A 24,455-nucleotide genomic window follows, 5' to 3' on the forward strand; every position below is an offset into this window, starting at 1 on the left:
AAGGATTTTGGAAATGGAAAACGTCGTTGTCGCTGACAAAGCAACCTCTCAGATTGATGCCCATGCCTGGGGCGATCTGCAGCTCAAAAACCCCGCTGTAGTCCAAATGCCCGTATCCCCCGACAAGGTGGCTTCCGTGAGCCGCAGCGGTCAGGATCTGGTCGTCAATCTGAAGAATGGCGAGCACATCAAGGTTGCCAACTTTTTCACCCCCGGCCCTGACGGGGTCGCCAGCGACATGGTTTTCCAGGGCGAGGACGGCGCCCTCTGGCAAGCGCAGTACAACGCGCAAGCGTTCGAAGGATTCACCTTCGAAGAGATTTCCTCGATTGACGAACTGATCGCCGGCACCGGCGTGGTCAGTGGTGCCACCTCGGCCTGGGCCATTGCCGGCCTGGGTCTGCTGGGCGCCGGCGGCGCGGCGGCCGTGTCGGGTGGCGGCGGCGGTGGTGGCGGTGGCGGAAGCGGCACACCAGGCGACACCACGGCGCCCGATGCCCCGACCAGCCTGCTGGTTTCCGCCAACGGCCTGATGTTGAGCGGGCTCGGCGAGGCCGGTGCGCGGGTCACGGTACGTGATGCCTCCGGCAACATTCTGGGCAGCGGCACCGTGGGCAGCGACGGGCGTTTCGAAATCCCCCTGAATGCGCCACAAACCAACGGCCAGAACCTCAACGTCACCCTCACCGACGCCGCTGGCAATACTTCGGCGCCGGGTACGGCCACTGCAGGCGACACCACCGCACCGGATGCACCGTCCAACCTGCAGGTGGACGGGACCGGCACGCATCTCTCCGGTACCGGTGAACCGGGCGCGACCATCCAGGTGCGCGCACCAGACGGCACCCTGATCGCCAGCGGCGTGGTGGCAGGAGATGGCACGTTCAACCTCACCCTCAACCCGCCGCAAGCCAACGGCCAGACCCTGAGCGTCACCGCCACCGACCCTGCTGGCAATACCTCGGCGTCCGGCACCACCACCGCAGGCGACACCACCGCACCGGATGCACCGGCCAACCTGCTGGTGGACGGGACCGGCACACACCTGACCGGTACCGGCGAACCCGGCGCGACCATCCAGGTGCGCAGTGCAGACGGCACTCTGCTCGGCAGCGGCGTAGTAGCAGCCGATGGCACGTTCAACCTCACCCTGAGCCCCGCGCAAGCCAACGGCCAGACCCTGACCGTGACGGCCACCGACGCAGCGGGCAATACCTCGACGCCCGGCACGGCCACCGCAGGCGATACCACCGCACCGGATGCACCGGCCAACTTGCTGGTGGACGCGACCGGCACACACCTGACCGGCACCGGCGAACCCGGCGCGACCATCCAGGTGCGCGCTGCTGACGGCACCCTGCTCGGCAGCGGCGTGGTTGCGGCCGATGGTACGTTCAACCTCACGCTCGACCCCGCGCAAGTCGACGGGCAGACCCTGAGCGTGACGGCCACCGATGCGACAGGCAATGTCTCGGGCGCGGCACAGGCCCTTGCACCGGACCTCGACAATCCCGGCACCCCTGACCAGACGCCACCCGATGCCCCGACTGACCTGGCCATCAGCAACAGCGGCACGCTGCTCACCGGCCACGGCGAAGTGGGCGCCCGGGTGACGGTGATCGATGCCAATGGCAACGTGCTGGGCACCGCTGTCGTCGGCGCCGACGGCTCGTTCCAGGTGACCCTGTCCCCTGCCCAGGTCAACGGTGAGGTGCTGCAGGTCAGCCTCACTGACGCCGCCAACAACACCTCGCCCAATGTCGCGGTCCAGGCCCATGACACCACGCCACCCGTGGCGCCCAGCGACCTGTCTATTTCCGCAGACGGCCTGACCCTGACCGGCCTCGCCCACCCCGGCGTGCGGATCCTGATTCGCAATGCTTCGGGTACCGTCATCGGCGTCGGCCGGGCCGACGTCAACGGCCACTTCAGCGTGACCCTCAGTTCGCCGCAGATCAACGGCGAGCATCTGGACGTCGTGACCACCGACGCTGCTGGCAACAGCTCTGCGCCGGTCGAGGTCACCGCACCCGATACCGTGCCACCAGGACAGGTCACCGATGTGGTGATCAGTGCCGACGGCACGCAGATCTCCGGCAAAGGCGAACCGCTGGCGACGATCACCATTACCAGCGGCGGCGTCACGGTGACCACCGTGGTGGCGGCCAACGGCACGTTCCAGACCACCCTCTCGCCAGCCGTGCATCCGGGCGATGTGGTGCAGATCACCCAGAGCGACGCCCAGGGCAACCACCTGCCGCCTGTTTCGGTCATCGCCCCTGACGCGGTCGGCCCCGCTACTCCCGGCGATCTGGTGCTCAGCCCCGATGGCACGCACCTGACCGGTACCGGCACCCCTGGCAGCCTGATCGAAGTGCGCGACGCCAACGGTACGGTCATCGCCAGCGCGACCGTGGCGGCCAACGGCACCTTCGACGTGACCTTCAATCCGCCACAGATCACCGGCGCCACGCTGGACGTGGTGGCCGTCAGCGGCGGCGAGGACTCCGTGAGCGTTCCCGTGGTCACGCCGGACGCCACCCCGCCCGCCATCGTCAGCGACCTTGCGGTCAGCAACAACGGCCTGACCCTGACAGGACGCGGAGAGCCAGGCGCCACCGTCACCGTCAAAGATGCCCAGGGCAACGTGCTCGGCACCGCAGTGGTTGGCCAGACGGGCAGTTTCAGCGCCACCCTGTCGAGCGCCCAGACCAACGGCCAGACCTTGAGCGTGCTGCAGACCGACGCCGCTGGCAACGCGTCACCCACCACGACGGTCAATGCCGCCGATCTGGACGGTCCGCTGCAACCGACCAATCTCAGCATCGGCAGTAACGGCACCGTGCTCAGCGGCCTGGGTGAAGCAGGCTCGCGCATCACGGTGCGCGACAGCAACGGCAATGTGCTCGGCACTGCGATCGTCGCCGCCGACGGGCACTTCAACGTGACCTTGAGCAGCCCGCAGAACAACGGCCAGACCCTGTCCATCAGCGCTGTCGACGGCGCAGGCAACGCAGCGCCAGTCCTGCCCTACATCACCCCCGACACCCAGGCGCCAGCGCCGCTGACCGGGCTCGCGCTGGACAGCCAGGGCCGGGTATTGACCGGTAACGGTGAAGCAGGCGCGAGCATCACTGTTCGCAGCCCGTCCGGGGCGATCATCGGCACAGGCACGGTGGGCAGCGATGGCCACTTCACCCTGACGCTGACCACCGCACAGGTGGATTCGCAAGTCCTGCAAGTGACCCAGGCCGACCCTGCGGGCAACGTTTCGCAGCCTTCGCCTGTGACCGCACCCGATCTGACAGTGCCTGACAGCGTCACCAATGTGACGATCTCCGCCAATGGCCAGGTGGTGACCGGTAATGGCCAGATCGGTGCGACCGTCACGGTGAACGATGCATCGGGCAACAGCCTGGGCACGGCGGTGGTCGGCGCCAACGGGCGTTTCGAGGTCAACCTGTCCTCGGCCCAGATCAATGGCCAGAACCTCAGCGTCACCCAGGCCGACGGCTCGCCAGGCACCTCGACACCGGTGCCGGTGATTGCGCCAGATCTGCAGGCGCCGGTCGCGCCGACCCAGTTGACCCTCAACGCAGCCGGCAACGAGCTTTCCGGCGTTGGCGAACCGGGCGCCACGGTCCATGTGTATGGGCCGAACGGTGCACTGCTTGGCACTGCCGTGGTCGATGGCACAGGCGCCTTCACGGTTTCACTTTCGGGCGTGTTCAATGACGGCCAGGTGCTGGTGGTCAACCAGACCGACGCCGCGCAGCATGTCTCGCCCAATGCCTCCCTCACCGCTCCCGACACCACCCCGCCGCCAGGCCTGACTGGCGTGGGCATCAGCAGCAACGGCGCGACCGTCACCGGCAACGGCCAGGCGGGCGATACCGTGACCGTCAAGGACGCCAGCGGCACCGTTCTGGGCACCGCCGTGGTGGCTGCCAACGGCACCTTCAGCGTGACCCTGACCCCAGCCCAACTCGACGGCCAGGTCCTGAGCGTGACCCAGACCGACGCCAGCACCCTGCCCTCGCCGGTGACCAACGTCACAGCTCCCGATGTCACCGCCCCGGCAGTGCCGAGCGGCCTGAGCGTCGATGACACCGGGACCATCGTGTCGGGTACGGCTCAAATCGGCAGCACCGTGCAGGTGTTCGACGCCAACGGTCAGTCACTGGGCACCGTTGTCGTAGGTCAAAGCGGCACATTCACCCTGACGCTGCCTACACCGCTGACCAACGGTGAAGCGCTGCAGGTGGTCGCCACCGACGGCACCAACACATCGGTGCCTGCGCCGGTCAACGCACCGGACACCACACCTCCACCACCCGTCGGCAACCTGGCGATCAACCCGACCGGCACCAGCGTGTCCGGCACCGGCGAGGCTGGCACCACCATCACGGTCCAGACCAGCACCGGCACCATCCTGGGCACCGGCACCGTGGGCAGCAACGGCGTGTTTGTGGTGACCCTGACCACGCCTGCCGCCAATGGCAGCAGCCTGCAAGTCATCAGCACCGACGCCGCCGGCAATGACTCGACACCTTCGCCACTCACAGGCCCCGATGGCACCCAAGTGGCGACCCCGAGCAGCCTGGTCCTGAGCTCCGATGGCTTCACCCTGACCGGCGCCGGCACGCCGGGCAGCACCATCACTATCACCGGCAACGACGGCAGCCCGCTGGGGACCGGTGTGGTCAACAGCGCGGGCCGCTTCAACATCCGCATGGCCTTCGCGCAGATCAACGCGCAGACCCTGCACGTCACTGCCAGCGATGCCGATGGCCACACCTCGGTGCCAGGCACCATCGTCGCCGCCGACAACACGCCGCCCGATGCCCTGACCCAACTGACCATCAATGGCAACGGCACCGTGGTCTCCGGCAGGGGTGAGGCTGGCGCAACGGTGAGCATTACCAATGCCGCGGGCACCGTCCTCGGCACCGGCGTGGTGGCCAGCGACGGCAGCTTCAACGTGACCTTGAACGCAGCGCAGATCGATGCCCAGGCGCTGACCGCCACCCAGCGCGATCCGGCAGGCAACCCTTCGCAACCGGCCACCGTGAACGCGCCGGACCTCACCGCACCGGCCGCCGCCACCGGGGTGACCATCAACAACGTCGGCACCGTGGTCAGCGGCCAGGGCGAAGCGGGCGCGACCGTGACCGTGCGTGATGCGGCCGGCAACGTGCTGGCGACCGGCACAGTCGATCAGAGCGGCAATTTCCAGGTGACCCTGCCCAGCGCCCAGAACACCGGCGCGCCGCTGCACGTCACCCTCACCGACGCAGCGGGCAACACCTCTGCGGACACCCCGCTCAATACCGTCGACAAGACCCCGCCCGCCGCTGTGCAGGTGGGTGTGATCAGCCCCGACGGCAGCACCGTCAGCGGCACCGGCGAGGCAGGCGCCACGGTCAAGGTGACCGACGCCAACGGCACTCTGCTGGGCAGCGCGGTGGTCGGCAGTGACGGCAACTTCATCGTCACCCTCAACCCGGCCCCCAACAATGGCCAGACCCTGGACATCAGCCAGACCGACCCGAGCGGCAACGTCTCGCCATCGGTCACCGTCGATGCCCCGGACATCACCCCGCCTGCCGCGCTCACCCAGGTGTCGGTCAATGCCGACGGCGCCACGGTGATCGGCCATGGTGAACCCGGTGCGACCGTCACCGTGCGCAGCGCCGATGGCACCCTGCTCGGCACGGGCCTGGTGGCGAGCAACGGCTCGTTCAGCCTGACGCTCAACCCACCGCAGCTCAACGCCCAGGTGCTGACCGTTACCCAGGAAGATCCACCCGGCAACGTCTCCACCGCCGTGACTGTGATCTCGGTTGACCACACCGCCCCCGACAGCCCATTGGGGCTGACCCTGAACCCGGCCGGCCTGCAACTGAGCGGTACCGCCGAAGCGGGCAGTACAGTGACCGTGCGCGATGCGGCGGGCAATGTGCTGGGCACCGGTACGACGGCAGCGGACGGCACATTCCAGCTGGTGCTGAACAGTCCTCAGCTCAACGGACAAAACCTCAGCGTCACTGCCACCGATGCCGCGGGCAACGTCTCGCCTGCCGCCGCGTTCCAGGCCGGTGACAGCACCCCGCCTGCCGCCGTGGCCAACCTTGCGATCAGCGCCGACGGCGTGACCCTGGCAGGCAGCGGCGAAGTCGGCGCCACGGTCGTGGTGCGCGATGCCAGCGGCAATCAGCTGGGTACGGGCACGGTCGGCAGCAACGGCAACTTCAGCCTGACCCTGACCCCGGCAGCCGGTGCGGGCACCAGTGTCACCGTCATTCAGACCGACGCCGCCGGCAACGCTTCGCCCAGCGCCACGGTCACCGCGCCAGGCTCGCTGGCCGAACCGGCACCGACGCAACTGTCACTCAGTGCCGACGGCCTGACCCTCACCGGCACCGCCCACGTCGGCAGCACGGTCACCGTGCGCAGCGCTTCAGGGACGGTCCTGGGCACGGCACTGGTGGGCAGCGACGGCACCTTTAGCGTCACCCTCGGCGCCGCGCAGCTCAATGGTGAACACCTCTCGGCCAGCGCCACCTCCAGCGACGGCATCAACTCGCTGTCCACCGCCTACACCGCGGCGGACGTCACCGCACCTTCGGCCCTGAGCAACCTGGTGCTGGCCGCCGATGGCCTGGCACTGACCGGGCGTGGCGAGGCCGGAGCCACCGTGACGGTGACCGGCGTCGGAGGCGTGACCCTGGGCACGGCGGTGGTTGCCGCCAACGGCACCTTCAGCCTCAGCCTCACCGCCGCCCAGACGGCAGGACAACAACTGCACCTGAGCCAGACTGACCCCAGCGGCAATGAATCACCCAGCGTCAACCTCATCGCACCGGACCTCGTGGCGCCTCTCGCACCCGCGGCCCTTGCGATCACCAGCGACGGCACGGTGCTGTCCGGGACCGGCGAAGCGGGTGCCACAGTCAATGTCTACAACCCGTCCGGTGCCCTGGTGGGCACCGGCAGCGTGCGCATCGACGGCAGCTTCTCGATCACCCTGACCACGCCGCAGAACAACGGCCAACTGCTGTCGGTCACCCTGACCGACCCCTCGGGCAACACCTCTCTGCCCGGCAGTCTGACCACGGTGGACACCACCGCACCACTGGCCCTGACCCAACTGGCAATCTCCAGCGACGGCCAGACCCTGACCGGCCACGGTGAGGCTGGTGCGCGGGTGACCGTGACCGACAGCAGCGGCAACGCGCTGGGCAACGTCCTGGTGGGCAGCACCGGCACCTTCACGCTGGTGTTGACCAACCCGCTGACCAACGCTCAGGTCCTGACCCTGGTCCAGACCGATGCGGCGGGCAACGTGTCGCCTGTTGCGAGCCTGGTGGCACCTGACACCACCGCACCCGATCAACTGAACAACGTCGCCATCAACGCTTCGGGGCTGCTGGTCACCGGGACCGGTGAGGCCGGCGCGACGGTCACCGTCAAGGATGCGGCGGGCAATGTGCTGGGCACCAGCGTGGTTCTGGCCAACGGCTCGTTCAGCGTCACCCTCAACGCGCCTCAGCTCAATCATCAGGTCCTGAGCGTTCAGCAGGCCGACCCACCGGGCAACATCAGCGCGCCGGTGACTGTCACCGCGCCTGACCTGACCCCGCCACAAACGGCCACCAACCTGCTGCTCAACGCCACCGGCAGCACCCTGACCGGTAACGGCGAGCCCGACGCGATTATCCGCGTGACCCTGGCCAACGGCACCGTGATCGGCACCGGCAGCGTCGGCGCCAACGGCAGCTTCCTGATCAACCTGACCCAGGCCCAGCACAACGGCGAGCAAGTGTTCGTGGTGCTGACCGATGCCGCAGGCAATGCGTCGGTCGCAGGGAGCCTGATCGCGCCTGATACCACGCCGCCTGCCGCAGTCGCGCAACTGGCCGTGGACAACACCGGGCTGATCCTCACCGGTACCGGTGAAGCCGGTGCGCAACTGCTGGTGACCAATGCCGCCGGCACCACCCTGGGCACCGGCACTGTCGGCGCCGACGGGCGCTTTACCGTCACCCTGACCCAGGCACAACTGAACGGCGAAGTGCTCAGCGTGGTGCAGCGCGATGGGGCGGGCAACCCTTCCGTGCCCGCGACGGTCACCGCCATCGACCACACGCCACCGGCGCCACCTGCGGTCACTGCCTTGACCTCGGACGGCCTGACCCTGACCGGCACCGGCGAAATCGGTGCGCTGGTGCGGGTAACCAGCGCCAGCGGCGCCGTACTGGGCACCGCCACGGTGGGCGCGGACGGCACCTTCAGCGTGTCGCTGTCGAGCGCGCAACTCAATGGCCAGGTGCTCAGCCTGACCCAGACCGACGTCGCGACCAACCGCTCGGACGTCGCCACCTACACGGTGGCCGATGTCACCGATCCACTGCCCGTGACCGGCCTGGCTGTCAGCCAGAACGGTCTGGTGCTCACCGGTAACGGCGAGGCCGGTGCACACATCACCGTGACCAGCAGCACCGGCACGCTGCTGGGTTCCGGCACAGTTAACGCCAACGGCACCTTCAGCGTCTCGCTCAGCAGCGCCCAGCTCAACGGGCAGGTGCTGACGGTGGTGCAGGTGGACGCGGCGAACAACGACTCGACGCCCGTCCCGGTCACTGCACCGGACACCACGCCGCCGCTCATTCCAGCCGGTGCCGTGCTGAGCGCCGGAGGCACCATCCTTTCCGGGACCGCCGAAGCCAACAGCACCGTTACCGTCACTTCCGCCGCCGGCGTGGTGTTGGGTACCGGGCAGGCCAACGCCAGCGGCCAGTTCCAGATCACCCTGAGCTCTGCGCAGACCAACGGCCAGTTGCTCTCTGTGGTCGCCACCGACGGTGCGAACAACCACTCGCCGGTCCTGGTGGTCACGGCGCCCGACACCACCGCTCCGGCGCTGGTGACGAACCTGACCATCAACGCCGCCCATACCCAACTGGTCGGCCGGGGTGAAGCAGGCGCCACCGTGGTCGTGACCCAGGCGGGTCTGACGGTCGGTACCGGCGTTGTCGCAGCCGACGGCACCTTTACCATCAACCTGACCAGCACCATCCCATCCACCCAAGTGCTTAACGTGGTGCAGACGGACGCCAGCGACAACCACTCGCTGGGCGTGAACTTCACCGTGCCTTCACTGCTGCCACCGGATGCGCCGGCGCAACTGGCGCTCTCGGGCGGTGGCCTGACACTCACCGGCGCAGCCGCAGCCGGGACCACCATCACGGTCTATGGCGCGGGGGGCGCCGTGCTTGGCACTGGCACCACCGGAGCCGGCGGCACTTTCACAGTGACGCTCTCTTCGGCGCAGGCCAACGGCCAGAGCCTGCAGGTGACCGCCACCGCGACCACGGGTGAAATCTCCCTGCCGGCCGGGTTGATCGCACCGGACACCACGCCACCGGCACCGCTCACCGAGCTTGCCATCAACGCCACCGGCACCCTGGTGACCGGCCGTGGTGAAGTCGGCGCGACCGTGACCATCAATGCACCGGGCGGGGCCGTACTGGGCACCGCCGTGGTGGGCGCCAACGGCACGTTCAGCGCACTGCTGACAACGCCGCAGGCCAACGGGCAGATTCTCAGCGCCCATCAGTCGGACGTCGCGGGCAACGCATCGACGTCTCTCAACATCACGGCTCCGGACATCACCGCTCCGGTTGCGCCGACTTCGCTTGGCATCAATGCCGCAGGGCTGGTGCTCAGCGGCCTGGGCGAAGCCGGTGCCACCGTGACCGTCCGCGGCGCCAGCGGCGTGCTCGGCACTGCCCTGGTGGCCGCCAACGGTACGTTCTCGGTCACCCTCAGTGCCGCGCAACTCAATGGCCAGGCCCTGACCGTGACCCAGGCGGACGTCGCCGGAAACGTCTCCACCGGTACGGCCTTCACCGCCCCCGACACCACCCCGCCGGCAGCGCTGAGCAACCTTTCGCTCAACGCCGCCGGGCTTCTGGTGGCAGGTACGGGCGAGGCCGGTGCCACGGTCAGGGTCACCAACGCGGCAGGCACGGTGCTCGGCACAGGGGTAGTCAACGCATCAGGCACCTTCGCGATTACCCTGAACAGCGCCCAGCTCAACGGCCAGGTGCTGAACATCCAGCAGAGCGATCCTGCGGGCAACCTGTCCCCTGTCGGCCATCTCACCGCTGCGGATATCCAGGCGCCGCTGGTGCCGACGTCTCTGGCGCTCGCTGCCAACGGCCTGACCCTCACCGGTGCCGGCGAAGCCGGTGCCACGGTGAACGTATACAGCGCAACCGGAGTGCTGCTGGGGACTGGCCAGGTCGGCGTGACCGGCACCTTCAACGTGACACTCAATACCGCGCAGCTCGACGGCCAGGCCCTGACCGTGCGACTGGTGGATGCGGCCAACAACGTCTCGGCGGCAGGCACCCTGACCGCGCCGGACACCACGGCACCGGGCGCCCCGACCGGCGTGGCAGTGAATGCCACCGGCACACTGCTGACCGGTACCGGCGTTGCGGGCTCCACCGTCAGCGTGCGCACCGCCGCAGGGCTGGTACTTGGCACGGCAACGGTGGCCGCCAACGGCACCTTCTCCGTGGCATTGAACACGCCGCAGATCAACAACGAAGTGCTGAACGTGACCCAGGCCGACGCGGCCGGAAACGTGTCGACGGTGGCCAGCGCAACGGCCCCCGACCTCACGCCTCCGGTTGCCGCCACCACCCTGGTGGTCAGCGGCGATGGCCTGAGCCTGAGCGGGAACGGTGAAGCCGGTGCGACCGTCACGGTCAAATCCGCCAGCGGCGTGGTGCTGGGCACCGGCACTGTCGGCGGCACCGGCGTGTTCAGCGTCACCTTGAACGCGGCGCAGATCAACGGCGAAAAACTGGTGGTCAGCCTGACCGACCCGCGGGGCAACGTCTCGGTGGGCGCCAACGTCACTGCACCGGACATCGACGCCAATGCGCCGGTGACCGCCAGCGACAACCTGGCCGTCGCGACGGTCAACATCACCCCTGCGACCGTGGTGCAGAACTACACCGACTCGTTCTCCACCCTGCTCGCAGGCTTCACCAAGACCTACAGCTTCACCGTGGCCAGCGGCACCACCATCGACCCGACGCTGACACTGACCACGTCCAGCCTGCTCAACCTGCTCAACGGCATCAACTACACGCTGCAAGTGAAGAATGCCAGCGGCACCTGGGTAACCCTGGACGTCAACGGCAATGGCGGCCTGCTCGACCTCCTGGGCCTGGGCACCACCGGGCTGCAAGTGAAGATGGCCAACCTGCTCAGTGGCGATTACCGCCTGGTGGTGTCCAGCTCCGGCGTGGGCCTGGTGACCACGGTCAACACCCAGCTGGAACTGGATATTCACAGCCTGACCCAGTTCAACGGCACCGCAGGCACTCCGACTACCGGCAACGTCATCACCGACGTCGGCACCAATGGCCAGGTGGACCAGACCGGGCCGGACAACGGTGCCGTGCTGCAGATCATGAAAGGCGGCAGCTACGTCGCGGCAGGCGCAGGCACCACGGTGCAAGGCCTGTACGGCACGCTGACCATCGACTCCAGCGGTCACTACAGCTACACCAGCAACGGCAGCGTAGGCAGTGTCGGCAAGGTCGATGTGTTCAGCTACCAGCTGGTGCACCCTAACGGCCTGAGCAGCACCGCCAACCTCTACGTGCGCATCGACAGCCCGCAGGCCACGGAGATCTGGAACGACAGCAGCCTGGCAAGCCCGGCACTGCTGGTGGACGCCACCGATGACATCGCCCATTCGAGCATCACCCTGGCGAACAAGGTGGATACTTCGACCACCGGCGGCAGCTTCGGCATCGTTCTGGGTGCTGGCAGTGGCTCCTACAACACCACCGTCGCCGCCAACGCCACCGGCAACCTGAACGTCGTGCTGCATGCGAGCAACCTGCTCAATCTGCTGGGCGGCCTGACGGTCGGGCTGTACAAGCTCAACACCACCAGCGGCCAGTATGAACTGGTCAAATCCTACGCAGGCAATGCGTTGCTCAGCATTGGCGGCGGCGACTATGGCATCAATTTCACCGGGCAGGCCGCCGGGAGTTACCAGGTCAGAGTCGCCGTCAGCGGCGTCAGCCTCCTGACCACCGTCACCACGACCGTCACCAACACCGCCACCTACAGCAACCAGTTCGTGGTCGGCAGCTACACGCCGGTTGCGGGCAACCTGCTGACCGACACCGCAGGCGGCGGCGTCGATGTACTGGGCTCGCCCTACACCGTGCTCAGTGTGTTGCTGGCCGGCACTTACGTCACCCCGGGCTACAACGGCACCACCCTCACCGGGACCTACGGCTCGCTGCTGGTGCATGCCGACGGCAGCTACATCTACACCTTGAACGCCGGGTCGACCAGTGCGGTGGTCGGGCATCAGGACACATTCACCTATCAACTGACGCACCCCAACGGCACCACCGACACCGCCACCCTGGTCGTCACCCTGGACCAGGCCAGTGCCGTGACCGCCACCACGTTCTCGAGCCTGAGCGCGGTGGAAGATCACAGCGCGCTCGTGGCCGTCGGACCTGCCTCCAGCGCCGAGCTGATCCAGGGCACCGCCGGCAACGACACGCTGGACGGCTCCCACGGCGGCGCCGTCACCCTCAACGGTGGCGCGGGCAACGACACGCTGATCATCGCCGACCAGCACTTCGCCTCGGTCGATGGCGGCACAGGCACCGACACCCTGTTGTGGGCCGGCGGCGATGCGGCGATCAACCTGGGGGATCTGCAAAGCCGCATCCACAACATCGAGATCCTGGACCTGAACACCACAAGCGCGGTGTCGCTGACCCTGAACCTGTCCGACGTGCTGGCGATCACTTCATCGGACAACAACACGCTGGTCATCAAGGGGGACAGCAAGGACAGCGTGCACATGACCGACACCTGGACTGCCGATACCGGAACCCACCAAATCGATGGAATCGGCTATACCCAATACACCCCAACGGAGGATCCGAACCACCATTTGTGGGTACAGAACGGCATACACGTGGTGTGACGCAAGGCAGCCAGCAAACCGACAGTAAGGGAATCATGTGAAGTCTGTTCGCCGCAGGAAATGGTCGATGGTCGTGCTGACCATCGGCCTGTGTCAGGGAAACATCATCGGGGCGTGGGGCGAGGACTACATCGATCCGGCTCTGCGCAGCATCAGCCCTTCCCGGCTGCAGAGCCAGCCGGAGAAGGACCGCAGGAAACAGCCGGGCAACCCCGGCAAGACGCCCGCCTATCCACAGATTCCGGGCAGCGACGCCAGTGTGCCCGGGTCCGGAACAGGGGAAACCCTGGGCCTGCAGCAGGCCGTGCGACTGGCCGTGGACTGGCACCCCAGCATCGCCGAAGCCGTCGGCACGCTGTACCAGCAAGCCGAGGGCATCAACGTCGCCGAGGCCGGTTACTACCCGCAGATTTCCGGCGGGATCAAGGGAGGTTACAGCAGTGGTTACGGCAGCGACGCCGGCAGCCAGTCGGTGAGCATTTCCCTCAAGCAGATGCTGTACGACTTCGGCAAGGTCGACAACGCCGTGCAGGCAGCGCGGGCCAAGGCAGCGCGCAGCCAGGCGAGCATCCTGCTGGCCATCGACCAGGTGGGACGCGACACCGCGTTCGCCTACATCGAGGTGCAGCGCTACCAGCACCTGCTGGAGATCGCCCGCGAGCAGATCCACGGCGTGGGCGAAATCGTCGAGCTGGCCAAGCAGCGCAGTGACATGGGCGCCAGTACCCGCTCGGACGTGGTGCAGGCGCAATCCCGGGTCGATGGCGCGATTGCCACGCTGCAGGAATACAAATCGCAATACGCGCGCTGGGAGATGACCCTGGCCAACCTGCTGGGCCGCCAGACCACCCCACAGGTCAACGACGGCTTCGACCCTTCGCTGAACCAGTCCTGCAATGCCCCGATCATCACCGATGCACTGCCTGCGGTGCTGCAGGCAGTTGCACAGCGTACCCAGGCCCAGGCCGAACTGGCGCAGTCCAAGGCCGAGGCCTATCCGACACTGTCTCTTGAGCCTTCGCTCAATCAGTACCTGGACAACAATTACGACAACCAGAACCCGGCCGTGGACCGCACCCAGGCGGCAATCTTTCTCAACCTGGAAGTGCCGATCTACCAAGGCGGCGCCATCAGCGCCCGCAGCCGCGCGGCAGGCTACGCACTGACCGCTGCCGACTCGGCCGAAGACGCGGCCAAGCTTCAGGCCCGCCAGGGCTTGAGCGAATCCCAGGCGCAGACCTCCGGCCTCACCCGCCGGCTCAACTCCCTGGAATCGCGCCAGAGCAGCATCACCGAGGCCCGCGAGCTGTACGGCAAGCAGTACCTGGATCTGGGCACCCGGCCCCTGCTCGACCTGCTCAACGCCGAGCAGGAAATCCACCAGTCGCGCTTCGACCTGGCCAACACCCAGGCCGACCTGCGCCGCCTGCAAATCGATTGCCTGTACAACAGCGGCGGCCTGCGCCGGGCATTCGCCATTGATCACAGCAGCATTCAGCACGTGGAGATCCTGCCATGACCGATGCCATCGTCATTCCAAGCGACAGCAGCGCAGACGGCAGCCGGCAGAACTTCGGGCCCTGGCTGGACGCCGTGCTCAAGGTCGCGCGGCACTACCGGCTGGACGTCTCCCCGGAAAGCATTCGCCTGGCCTCCCTGCAAAACGAAGGGCGGGTCGAGGAAGTGGTTCGGCACATGGCGCGCCAGGCCGGCCTGAGCGTCAAATTCGCAAGCTACGACCGCAAGAGCTTAAGCCGCTGGCGCACGCCGCTGGTGGTGCAACTGCGCGATGGGCAGGTCGGGGTGATCGAAAGCGTCAGCGAGCAAGGCGAACTGGGTATCGCCTTCAGCGGCGACCAGGGCCTGCAGAGCCGCATGGACCCCGCGACCCTGGCCGAACAGGCGCTGCGCACGGTGATCCTGCGCCCCACCCAGCCACTCAGCGACGTGCGCACCAACGACTACATCAAGCCCTACGACGAACACTGGTTTCGCCGCATCGTGCTCAGTGACCTGCGCCCCTATTCCCAGGTCATGCTCGCCTCGCTGGTGGCCAACCTGCTGGGCATGGCCGGGGTGCTGTTTTCCATGCAGGTCTATGACCGGGTGATTCCGGCCGAATCGATGCCGACCCTGTACGTGCTGTTCGGCGGTGTCATGCTGGCGCTGGTGTTCGACCTGGTGATGCGTCTGATGCGCCTGCGCATCACCGACGTGCTGGGCAAGCGCGCCGACCTGCGCGTCTCGGACCTGGTGTTCGGCCACGCCCTGCGCCTGCGCAATTCGGCGCGGCCCAAGTCCACCGGCTCCTTCATCTCGCAGTTGCGCGAGCTTGAACAGATCCGCGACCTGATCACCTCCAGCACCGCCACGGCGCTGGCCGACATGCCGTTCTTCCTGCTGTTTCTGCTGGTGTTCTACCTGATCGGCGGGCCGCTGGTGCTGATCCCCTTGATCGCACTGGTGGCGATGATCCTGCCCGGCATTCTGGCCCAGCGAAAGCTCGCCAGGCTTGCCAACGAATCGATGCGTGAAGCCGCGCTGCGCAACGCGATGCTGGTGGAAAGCGTGCAAGGCATGGACGACATCAAGGCATTGCAGGCCGAGCAGCGCTTCCAGCAACAATGGAACCACTACAACGCAGCCTCCGCCGAGAGCAGCCTGCGTCTGCGCAACCTGACCAACAGCCTGGTGGCCTGGACCCAGAGCGTACAAGGCGGGGTGTTCGCCGTGGTCATCGTCTGCGGCGCGCCGATGGTGATCTCCGGCGACCTGACCACCGGCAGCCTGGTGGCGGCCTCGATCCTGTCATCGCGGATGATGGGCCCCATGGCCCAGGTCACCCACGTGCTCACCCGCTGGCAGCAGGCCAAGGTCGCCCTCGAAGGGCTGAACCGCATCATGCAGATGCCGGTGGATCACCCCGAAGGCAGCCAGCGCGTGCACCTGCCGGCCATTCGTGGCGATTACCAGTTGCGTCAGGCCGGTTTTCGCTACAGCGAAGAATCGCCCATGGCCCTGAGCGGCATCGACCTGAAGATCCGTCCCGGCGAGCGCATCGCCATTCTCGGGCGCAACGGCGCGGGCAAATCCACCCTGCTCCACGCCCTGGCCGGCGGCATGGACCTGAGCAGCGGCGAGACCACCCTCGACGGCATCGCACTCGGCCACCTGGACCCCGCCGACCTGCGCCGCGACGTCGGCCTGATGTCGCAGCAGGCCCGGCTGTTCCACGGCACCCTGCGGGACAACATCACCCTGGGCGCGGGCCAGGCCAGCGATCAGGAAATCATCGCCGCGCTGGCCGTGACCGGCGCGCTGGATTTCGTGCGCCAGTTGCCCAAGGGCATGGACCACCTGGTCCTGGAAGGCGGCCTCGGGCTGTCCGGCGGGCAGCGGCAGAGCCTGTTGCTGTCACGCCTGTTGATCCGCCAGCCCCAGGTGTTGCTGCTGGACGAACCCACCGCCTCGCTGGATGACATCACCGAACGTTTCCTGCTGGAAAAACTCGCCACCTGGTGCCAGGGCCGGACCCTGATCGTCGCCACCCACCGGGTCAGCGTGCTGCAACTGGTGGAACGCATCATCGTGCTGGACAACGGACGCATCGTCATCGATGACCATCGCGACGCCGCCCTCGCAAGGCTGCGTACACCGCAAGGAGCACCGGCATGAAGGCATTGACGGCTGACAACACCCCACGCCTGCCCGATCAGGTTTCGTATCTGGATGGCAGCGACGAGCGCAAGGTCAGCGGCGGCGTCAGGGTGATCTGGGGCTGCGCGCTGATGCTGGCGTGCTTCTTCATCTGGGCGGCACTGTTCGAGGTGGTCGAGGTGTCCACCGGCACCGGCAAGGTGGTACCCAGCTCCCGGGAGCAAGTGATCCAGTCCATGGAGGGCGGGATCGTCAAGCAGATGAACGTCACCGAAGGCGCCTTGGTGGAACGCGGCCAGGTGCTGGCGCAACTGGATGCGGTGAAGACCGAGTCCAACGTCGGCGAGAGTGAAGCCAAGTACAAGGCGGCACTGGCCAGCGTCAATCGCCTGCAGGCGGAGGTGAGCGACCAGCCGTTGAAATTCGACGCCTCGCTCAACGACTCGCCCAACCTGATCCGCGCCGAAAGCGAACTCTACAAGGCCCGCCGCAAAGGTCTGGAAGACACCCTGACCGGCATTCAAAGTTCGCTGAAACTGGTGCGCAGCGAGCTGGAAATCACCGAGAACCTGGCCAAGATCGGCGCATCCAGCAAGGTCGAGGTGCTGCGCCTGAACCGCCAGCGCTCGGAACTGGAACTCAAGGCCACCGAGGCCAAGTCCGATTACATGGTGCGTGCCCGCGAGGACCTGGCCAAGGCCAACGCCGAAGCGCAGATGCTGGTGGCGGTGATCCGCGGGCGCAACGACTCGCTGTCGCGCCTGACCCTGCGCTCGCCGGTGCGCGGGATCGTCAAGGACATCGAAGTGACGACCATTGGCGGCGTGGTTCCCCCCAACGGCCAGTTGATGCAGATCGTGCCACTGGATGAGCAACTGCTGATCGAGACGCGAATCTCGCCTCGGGACATCGCATTCATCCATCCGGATCAACAGGCCAAGGTGAAGATCACCGCCTACGACTACTCGATCTACGGCAGTCTGGACGGCAAGGTGGTGACCATCTCCCCGGACACCATCCAGGACGAGGTCAAGCCAGAGGTCTTCTACTATCGGGTCTTCATCCGTACCGACTCGGATGTGCTGCGCAACAAGGCCGGGAAGACCTTTGCCATCGTTCCCGGCATGATTGCAACGGTGGATATCCGCACCGGCGAGAAGACGGTGCTGGATTACCTGATAAAACCGCTCAACCGCGCCCGCGAAGCCTTGCGCGAACGTTGATCAGCGGCTGGCGACGTGGGTCGTCTGACCGGCCGGGTTCGACTGGGCCAGATAGCGGCTCCACTCGCGGCTGATCTCCACGTACGGCAGGAAGATACTCACCCGTGGCTGACTGGCCAGGTCCGGCCGCTTGATGGCCTGAAGGTCGCTGGACGTCAGGAACGCCACGGTGATGCCGACCACCTTGCCGTCGGCCGAGAACACCGGGCCGCCAGACATGCCCTTGGCGACCGGGCCGTCGTGGGTGCCATACATGACGCTGCCTTCGTTGGTGTCCAGGCGCACCAGCGCGGGAAGCGCATGGCCACTGCCCTTGACCGGCACATACAGCGAATTGAACCCCACCGCCGTCAGCGCTTCACCGGGCTTGTACGCCCGCCAAAGCGGAACGCCATCGGCCTTGTGCTTGAAAAACTGCACATCGCTGCGGCCTTGATAGACCGACCCCGGGATGTAGGGAATGTGCTTGACGGTGACAGCATAGTCCTCGTTCCATTGCACGGCCGTACCCATGAGCATGTAGGGTAGCGGCGCGCCCGAATGGACGACGAAAGCCTGGTTGTACACGGGATCCTGATTGAAAGCGGTGGGCATTCCATTGCATCCGCCAAGCAGCACTGAGGCCGCTACCAATGACGAGATGGCACGCATGTTTGGCACACGAGGTTGGTTGATGAGGGCGCAAATATGTCATTGAGCCATCATCCTATCAATAGCCTCACGCTACCGCTTGTCTGCTATCGATGCACTGAGATTATTGGATCCAACTCTTTCGTTGTGCGTTTAGTGAATTTCTTTTTAATTCTGCGAATGGCTGCCAACATCGGCAAAACTGCTAGAGTGAGGCGGCCGGATTTGCGATTGCCTTCCGTCTACCTTCCGTCTTACCTCCTGGGAGCACCATGTTCGAATTCATTTTTCTGGCCTTGCTGATCGGCATAGGCGGCACAGCATTGCTTGATCTATGGGCGGTGTTGCTCAAGGCCACCCTGGGCTTGCCGACGCCGCCCTGGCATCTGGTGGGCCGCTGGTTTGCCGGCATGCGCCACGGGCAGTTCGTGCACCGCCGGGGTATCGCGAATTCTCCTGAAGTGGCGGATGAATTGCGCATTGGCTGGATCGGGCATTACACGGTGGGGGTGATTTTTGCCGCGGTGCTGTTGATGATCTGGGGCGTGCAATGGGCCCACAGCCCGACGTTCTTTCCGGCATTGCTGGTGGGCCTGGTGACGGTGGGCGCAGGCTGGTTCATTCTGCAACCGGGAATGGGCGTGGGAATCGCCTGCAACAAGGCCCCCAACCCTGCGGTGGCGCGGTTGCAGAATGTGGTGGGACATGTGGTGTTTGCCATCGGGATGTATGGGGCGGCGTTGCTGCTGGGGTGATCGTTGATACGCCTAGCAGCACGGCTTGCCGGCGGGAGCGGTGCCCCTTACACATCTCGATTGAATGCTCCGCCCATTCGCGGGCAAGCGCGCTCCTACGGTTGTGGGTATGGCAAAGATATCGAATCCACCCCAATCTTGTAGGAGCGCGCTTGCCCGCGATGGCGTCCTCAAGATCGCCGACGCCGGCAAGCCGGACTGCTACGGTCAGAGTTGCCCGCGACGGACGTGGTGCCACACACATCTCGATTGAATGTTCCGCCCATTCGCGGGCAAGCGCGCTCCTACGGTTTCGGGTGTGGCAAAGAATATCGAATCCCCCCCAATCCTGTAGGAGTGAGCTCGCTCGCGATGGCGGCCGCAAGATCGCCGACGCCGGCAAGCCGGACTGCTACGGTCAGAGTTGCCCGCGACGGGCGTGGTGCCCCCACACATCTCGGTTGAATGTTCCGCCCATTCGCGGGCAAGCGCGCTCCTACGGTTTCGGGTGTGGCAAAGATATCGAATCCACACCAATTTTGTAGGAGCGCGCTTGCCCGCGATGGCGGCCGCAAGATCGCCGACGCCGGCAAGCCGTGCGGCTACGGGAATTTGATGACTCGGCAGATCAAACCGACGCAACCAACCGCCCTACCTCGGCCATCACCGCATTGACCTGCGCGGCGTCGGCCCTGGAGTGGGTGTAGTACACCGTCACGATCATCGGCGCGCGGTTGGCGGGCCAGATCACGGCGACGTCGTTGCTGGCGTTGTTGGCGCCCGAGCCGGTCTTGTCGCCGATGCGCCAGCCCTTGGGCAGGCCGGCGCGCAGTTTCTGGTCGCCGGTCTTGTTACTCACCAGCCAGGCGATCAACTGATCCCGCGAGGCCGGCGAGAGCACGTTGCCAAACACCAGCGTGCGCAAGGTATTCAGCATCGCCACCGGCGTGGTGGTGTCTTGCAGGTCGCCGGGGCGGTTTTCGTTGAGTTCGGGTTCGTGGCGGTCCAGACGGGTGGTGTCATCCCCCGTCGAGCGCAGCCAGTCGGTCAGTGCCTGCGGGCCGCCGACGCTGTCCAGCAGCAGGTTCGCAGCGGTGTTGTCGCTCAGCGTGACCGCCGCTTCGCAGATCGACCCAACGCTCAAGCCCCCCTCGCCCGTATGTTTCTCGGTGATCGGCGAATACGGCACCAACTGCTCCTTGCCGTAGACGATCATTCGCGAAAGGTCTTCCTGCTTTCTGTCCACGCGCACCAGCACGAATGCCGCCAGCAACGCCTTGAAGGTGCTGCACAGGGCGAACCGCTCATCGCCGCGCTGGGCGATCAGCCGCTGGCTGCCGGTGTCGAGAATGGCAACGCCCAGCCGCCCGCCATGGCGACGCTCAAGCTCGGCCAATTGCTGTTCGATGGAAGTATTGGCAGGGCTCGCGACATCGGCCGCAAGCGTTGAGAGGCTGTACAACGCGGGGATCGCCAGTAGCGAACCGCCGATCAGGCTTCTGCGGGAAATCAAGATTCACGTCCTTGTTGGTGCAGATAAGTATCTCCGACCATCAGCAAAGGCAGCCGTCTGCGCAGGCTGCCATTACAGGTTGATGCTCGACTCAGGCAGGCACGCCCAGAATGATGTGCGATGCCTTGATGACCGCAGTGGCGTCGACGCCAGGCTTGAGGCCCAACTCGGTCACGGCTTCACGGGTCACGATAGCGTAGACCTCTGTACCGCCGGCCAGGGTAATGATCACTTCGGCGTTTACCGCACCATCGCTGACCCGGCTGACCTTGCCTTGCAGGCTGTTGCGCGCCGACAGGCGAAAGCCGCTCGCGTCGGTCATGACCATGACCCACGGCGCCTTGACCAGCGCGACCGCTTCCTTGCCCACCGCCAGCCCCAGGCTCTTGACGCTTTGCAGGGTGACAACCGCCACCAGCTCTTCGCCGCCGGCCAGGGTCAGGGCGACCTCGGCGTTCACCGAGCCTTCCTGAATCTGTTTGACGGTGCCTTTGAATACGTTGCGGGCGCTGACTTTCATGTCGTGTGTCCTTGTCATGAGGGGAATGAATCGCCGCCCATCTTCGAAGGGAGCGTTATGTCATTACAACTACAACGCTCAATTTTTCTGACTTAAGGGTCAGGAAAGCAGATCCTCATAGAACGCGCCATACGGCTTGCTCGGGTGGGCGATCTGGATTTCCAGAATCCACAGGCCGGGATTGGGCACTGCGTCAAAATCCCCCAGGTTACCGCCGCGATAGATCGCATGGGGAAAATCGCAGACGCGATGGCCCTTGATCTCAAGATTCAGCTTCCAGCCCATGGCCGTGGCCTGCTCCTCGGCAAAGCGGTACAACTCGACGCCTTGCACGGCGCCAGTCTTCCAGCGCTGCTCGACCACATCGAACAGGGTTTTGGCGGCAGCGGCGCAGGCCTGCATCTCAGGGTCATTGCCGGTGGTGAACGTTGCCCCGGCGTCGCCTTCATGGCCCTGCCAGACGGCACCCATGTCGATGAAATAGATGTCGTCCTCGCCCAGTACCGGGTCGCCGTCGGAGCGCTGCTTGAAGGTTTTCAGGGTATTGGCGCCGAAACGGATCAGCATCGGGTGCCAGATGCGCTGGGTGTCGAGCTCGGCCAGCGCCGCCTTGCCCAGGGCCACCGCCTCGGACTCCAGCATGCCCGGCTTGATGCGTCGGGACACCAGCTCGATGGCCTTCCAGGTCATGGCCTGGGCATGGCGCATGGCCTGGATGTCGTAAATCGCCCCAACCGCTTCCTTCGCTGCTGCGTTCATTGCGTCCTCTCGAGTGTTGCCGTTGTGATATCGCTATGACATTTACTACATAGCGATGCAACGGGCAATCACCGATGCCGACTGAAGGTGGAAACCGAGCGCACCCAGGTAATCAGCCGCAGGGTTGCCGGGTTGTCCTGCTCCTCATGGTCGGCGGCCAGTTCACCGGCAAGCGACGCCAGAGACTGCGGCAACAGCCACGACACTTCCTGCTCGGACGTCTGGCACTGGTTGGTATCGTCTTCTTTCTCGAAAGCGGGCCAGTTACTCATCACAACACTCCTGCACACGCATGGATGGTTACAGATCGAGCACCAACGGCCCTTGGGCCGGGACTGCGCAGCAGATCAGCACGTGGTCGGCCGCCGGCATTTCGGCGGGTGGGACCGGGTAATGCACCTGGCCGCTGACGAGCCGGGTCTTGCAGGTGCCGCACGAACCGCCGCGGCAACTGTATTCAGGGGTAAGGCCACGGCTTTCGGCCAGGTCCAGCAGGCTTCCGCCATCGGGCTGCCAGCGCGCCTCCTTGGCGGATTTTTCGAAGATCACCGGCACCGATGTCGTGGCCGCAGGCGGCTGTTCGATCCCGGCGGTCTGTTGATCGCCGGTACGCTTGAGGGTCGAGGGTCCGAAGGTTTCGGCGTGGATCCGCTCGTCACGGATATGCATCGCCCTCAACTCGTCATACAGCCCTTGTGTGAAGCTTGCCGGTCCGCAGACATAGAAATCGAAGTCGTTGAACGGCAACAGTGCCTTGAGCAGATTCAGGTCAATGCGACCTGCAAGGTGGAAGTCCTGGCCCAGGCGAGCCTCGGCTTCGGGCTGGCTCAGCAAGCGGACGGCCGTGAGTTTGTCTCCGGCGCTGGCAACCAGTGTGTCCAATTCCTCGCGAAAAGCCAGATCCACCAGACGACGTGCACTCTGGACGTACCAGGTAGGACGCATCTTGCGCATGCGTTTGCCCTGATAAACCACCTCCCGCAGCATCGACAGCATGGGGGTAACGCCGATACCGGCACCCAGCAGCACCAATGGCCGGGTCTGAAGCGGGTCGAGGACGAAACTGCCCTGCGGCGCCCGCGCCTCGATCACATCACCGACCTTGAACACGTCATGCAGGTGCCCCGAGACCAGCCCGTCGCGCTTGACGCTGATGCGGAAAAACTCATCCGATGGCGCACTGGACAGGCTGTAGGTGCGGATCACCGGCCGGTCCTGGCCCGGCAGGGTCAGGCGCAACGGCAAGTGCTGCCCGGCCTTGAACGCCGGCATGCCTGCACCATCGGCGGGCTCGAAGTAGAAGGAGCGAATGCCCGCGCTTTCGTCTTCGATCCGCGTCACGTGCAATGGCCGCCACTGATCGCGCAGGGCGTCGGCCTGCAACCGGGTCGCGGCCTGTTCCCAGTCGCCGGTCAGCAGGCTCATGGGGGAAAACTCTTCGAACTCCCAGCGCGAACGCAGCGCCTGCGGACGGCGAACCACCGCCTCGACCTCCACTTGCCAGAGCCGCTCTGCCCCCTGGAATGCCGCGATTTCCGGGCCTTCGAGAATCACCGTGGCGCGCCCGGTCAGTTGCAGCACGTCACCGGTGGGAAAGTCGATGAACAGCAGGCCGGCTTTCGGGTTGACCAGCAGATTGCCCAGCGTGTTGAAGAACAGGTTGCCGGCAAAATCCGGCACCGTCAGCACGTTGCCTTCGACCCGAACGAAACCAGCCTGCCCGCCGCGGTGGGACATGTCCACCGAACGACGGGGCGCATCACCGTCCAGGTCCACGTAGCTGGCGACGAACAGCGTGTCGGCCGCACTGATCATCGCCACCGCTGCGTCGTCCAGCGCGTCCATATGCTGCACCGGCGGACGCTGCTCTTTATCAGCGACATCCAGAGGGATCTGTTTGAGTTCACGCAACTGGATATAGGCCGGGCAGTTGCCGAACGAATACTCGACGCCGATCGAGAATCCCTGATCGTCGATGGCCTGGATATGGCCGTTCATGCGGTTGCGCCGCCGTGTGTGCAGGTCGATCCCCAGCAGGCCCACTGCGGTGCCCGGGGCAAAGGCTTCGCCCATCGGATCATCGCTGTCGGGCAAGCGGGCGATGTCCAGCCGGTGCTCGGTGGGCGATGCGATGAAGCCGACATCGGCGTCCATCAGGCTCGCCCAGGGCCTGCCTTGTGCATCCACCGCACCGATGAACAGGTACGGCAGATGCTCGTAGAATTCTCGATGTTGATCGGGCATGAAGTCGCGCACGACCCGCTTGCCCAGGGCTTTCATCCGCTCGGCGACACCGGCGTGTTCCTGCATCTGCAGTTCACCCGGATGCCACGGTGAGTTTTTTTCAGAAGACATGTCGTTCATGACGCAAACCTCC

Annotated in this window: 11 protein-coding genes; 5 read left to right on the forward strand and 6 right to left on the reverse strand. The window is 65.6% G+C overall.

What is annotated here, in order from left to right:
• Positions 1-13 precede the first annotated feature (13 nt).
• The 4 genes from NPS29_RS00065 to NPS29_RS00080 all read left to right on the forward strand — a co-directional run bounded on the left by NPS29_RS00065 (position 14) and on the right by NPS29_RS00080 (position 17,922).
• Positions 14-13,042, forward strand: a complete 13,029-nt coding sequence (locus tag NPS29_RS00065) for a BapA/Bap/LapF family large adhesin (protein ID WP_274129954.1) — start codon at positions 14-16, stop codon at positions 13,040-13,042.
• Between the two features lie 67 nt (positions 13,043-13,109).
• Positions 13,110-14,561, forward strand: a complete 1,452-nt coding sequence (locus NPS29_RS00070) for a TolC family outer membrane protein (RefSeq protein ID WP_274129955.1) — start codon at positions 13,110-13,112, stop codon at positions 14,559-14,561.
• A complete protein-coding gene (locus tag NPS29_RS00075; protein WP_274129956.1) occupies positions 14,558-16,717 on the forward strand; it encodes a type I secretion system permease/ATPase in 2,160 nt (719 codons plus the stop codon). The genes NPS29_RS00070 and NPS29_RS00075 overlap by 4 nt, the downstream gene beginning before the upstream one ends.
• Positions 16,714-17,922 (forward strand): HlyD family efflux transporter periplasmic adaptor subunit, encoded by a 1,209-nt coding sequence (locus NPS29_RS00080; RefSeq protein ID WP_274129957.1) that lies wholly within the window; start codon positions 16,714-16,716, stop codon positions 17,920-17,922. The genes NPS29_RS00075 and NPS29_RS00080 overlap by 4 nt, the downstream gene beginning before the upstream one ends.
• Here NPS29_RS00080 and NPS29_RS00085 read toward each other — a convergent pair whose 3' ends face one another.
• On the reverse strand, positions 17,923-18,516 hold the full coding sequence (locus NPS29_RS00085) for a trypsin-like peptidase domain-containing protein (RefSeq protein ID WP_274129958.1): 594 nt from the start codon (positions 18,514-18,516) through the stop codon (positions 17,923-17,925).
• Positions 18,517-18,824: 308 nt separating this feature from the next.
• Here NPS29_RS00085 and NPS29_RS00090 point away from each other — a divergent pair, with 308 nt between their 5' ends.
• Positions 18,825-19,307, forward strand: a complete 483-nt coding sequence (locus NPS29_RS00090) for a DUF2938 domain-containing protein (RefSeq protein ID WP_274129959.1) — start codon at positions 18,825-18,827, stop codon at positions 19,305-19,307.
• Positions 19,308-19,914: 607 nt separating this feature from the next.
• Here NPS29_RS00090 and bla read toward each other — a convergent pair.
• The 5 genes from bla to NPS29_RS00115 all read right to left on the reverse strand — a co-directional run bounded on the left by bla (position 19,915) and on the right by NPS29_RS00115 (position 24,433).
• Positions 19,915-20,799: a class A beta-lactamase gene (gene bla, locus NPS29_RS00095; protein ID WP_274129960.1), complete on the reverse strand. Its 885-nt coding sequence runs from the start codon at positions 20,797-20,799 to the stop codon at positions 19,915-19,917.
• A 91-nt stretch (positions 20,800-20,890) separates the two neighbouring features.
• Complete coding sequence (locus tag NPS29_RS00100; RefSeq protein ID WP_274129961.1) at positions 20,891-21,319, reverse strand: TOBE domain-containing protein; 429 nt, start codon at positions 21,317-21,319, stop codon at positions 20,891-20,893.
• Between the two features lie 99 nt (positions 21,320-21,418).
• Positions 21,419-22,078, reverse strand: a complete 660-nt coding sequence (locus NPS29_RS00105; protein ID WP_274129962.1) for a M24 family metallopeptidase — start codon at positions 22,076-22,078, stop codon at positions 21,419-21,421.
• Between the two features lie 68 nt (positions 22,079-22,146).
• Positions 22,147-22,350: a hypothetical protein gene (locus tag NPS29_RS00110; protein ID WP_274129963.1), complete on the reverse strand. Its 204-nt coding sequence runs from the start codon at positions 22,348-22,350 to the stop codon at positions 22,147-22,149.
• Between the two features lie 28 nt (positions 22,351-22,378).
• Positions 22,379-24,433 (reverse strand): pyridoxamine 5'-phosphate oxidase family protein, encoded by a 2,055-nt coding sequence (locus NPS29_RS00115; protein WP_274129964.1) that lies wholly within the window; start codon positions 24,431-24,433, stop codon positions 22,379-22,381.
• Between the last annotated feature and the right edge of the window lie 22 nt (positions 24,434-24,455).

Source organism: Pseudomonas putida, assembly GCF_028682175.1.
Classification (GTDB): domain Bacteria; phylum Pseudomonadota; class Gammaproteobacteria; order Pseudomonadales; family Pseudomonadaceae; genus Aquipseudomonas; species Aquipseudomonas putida_AD.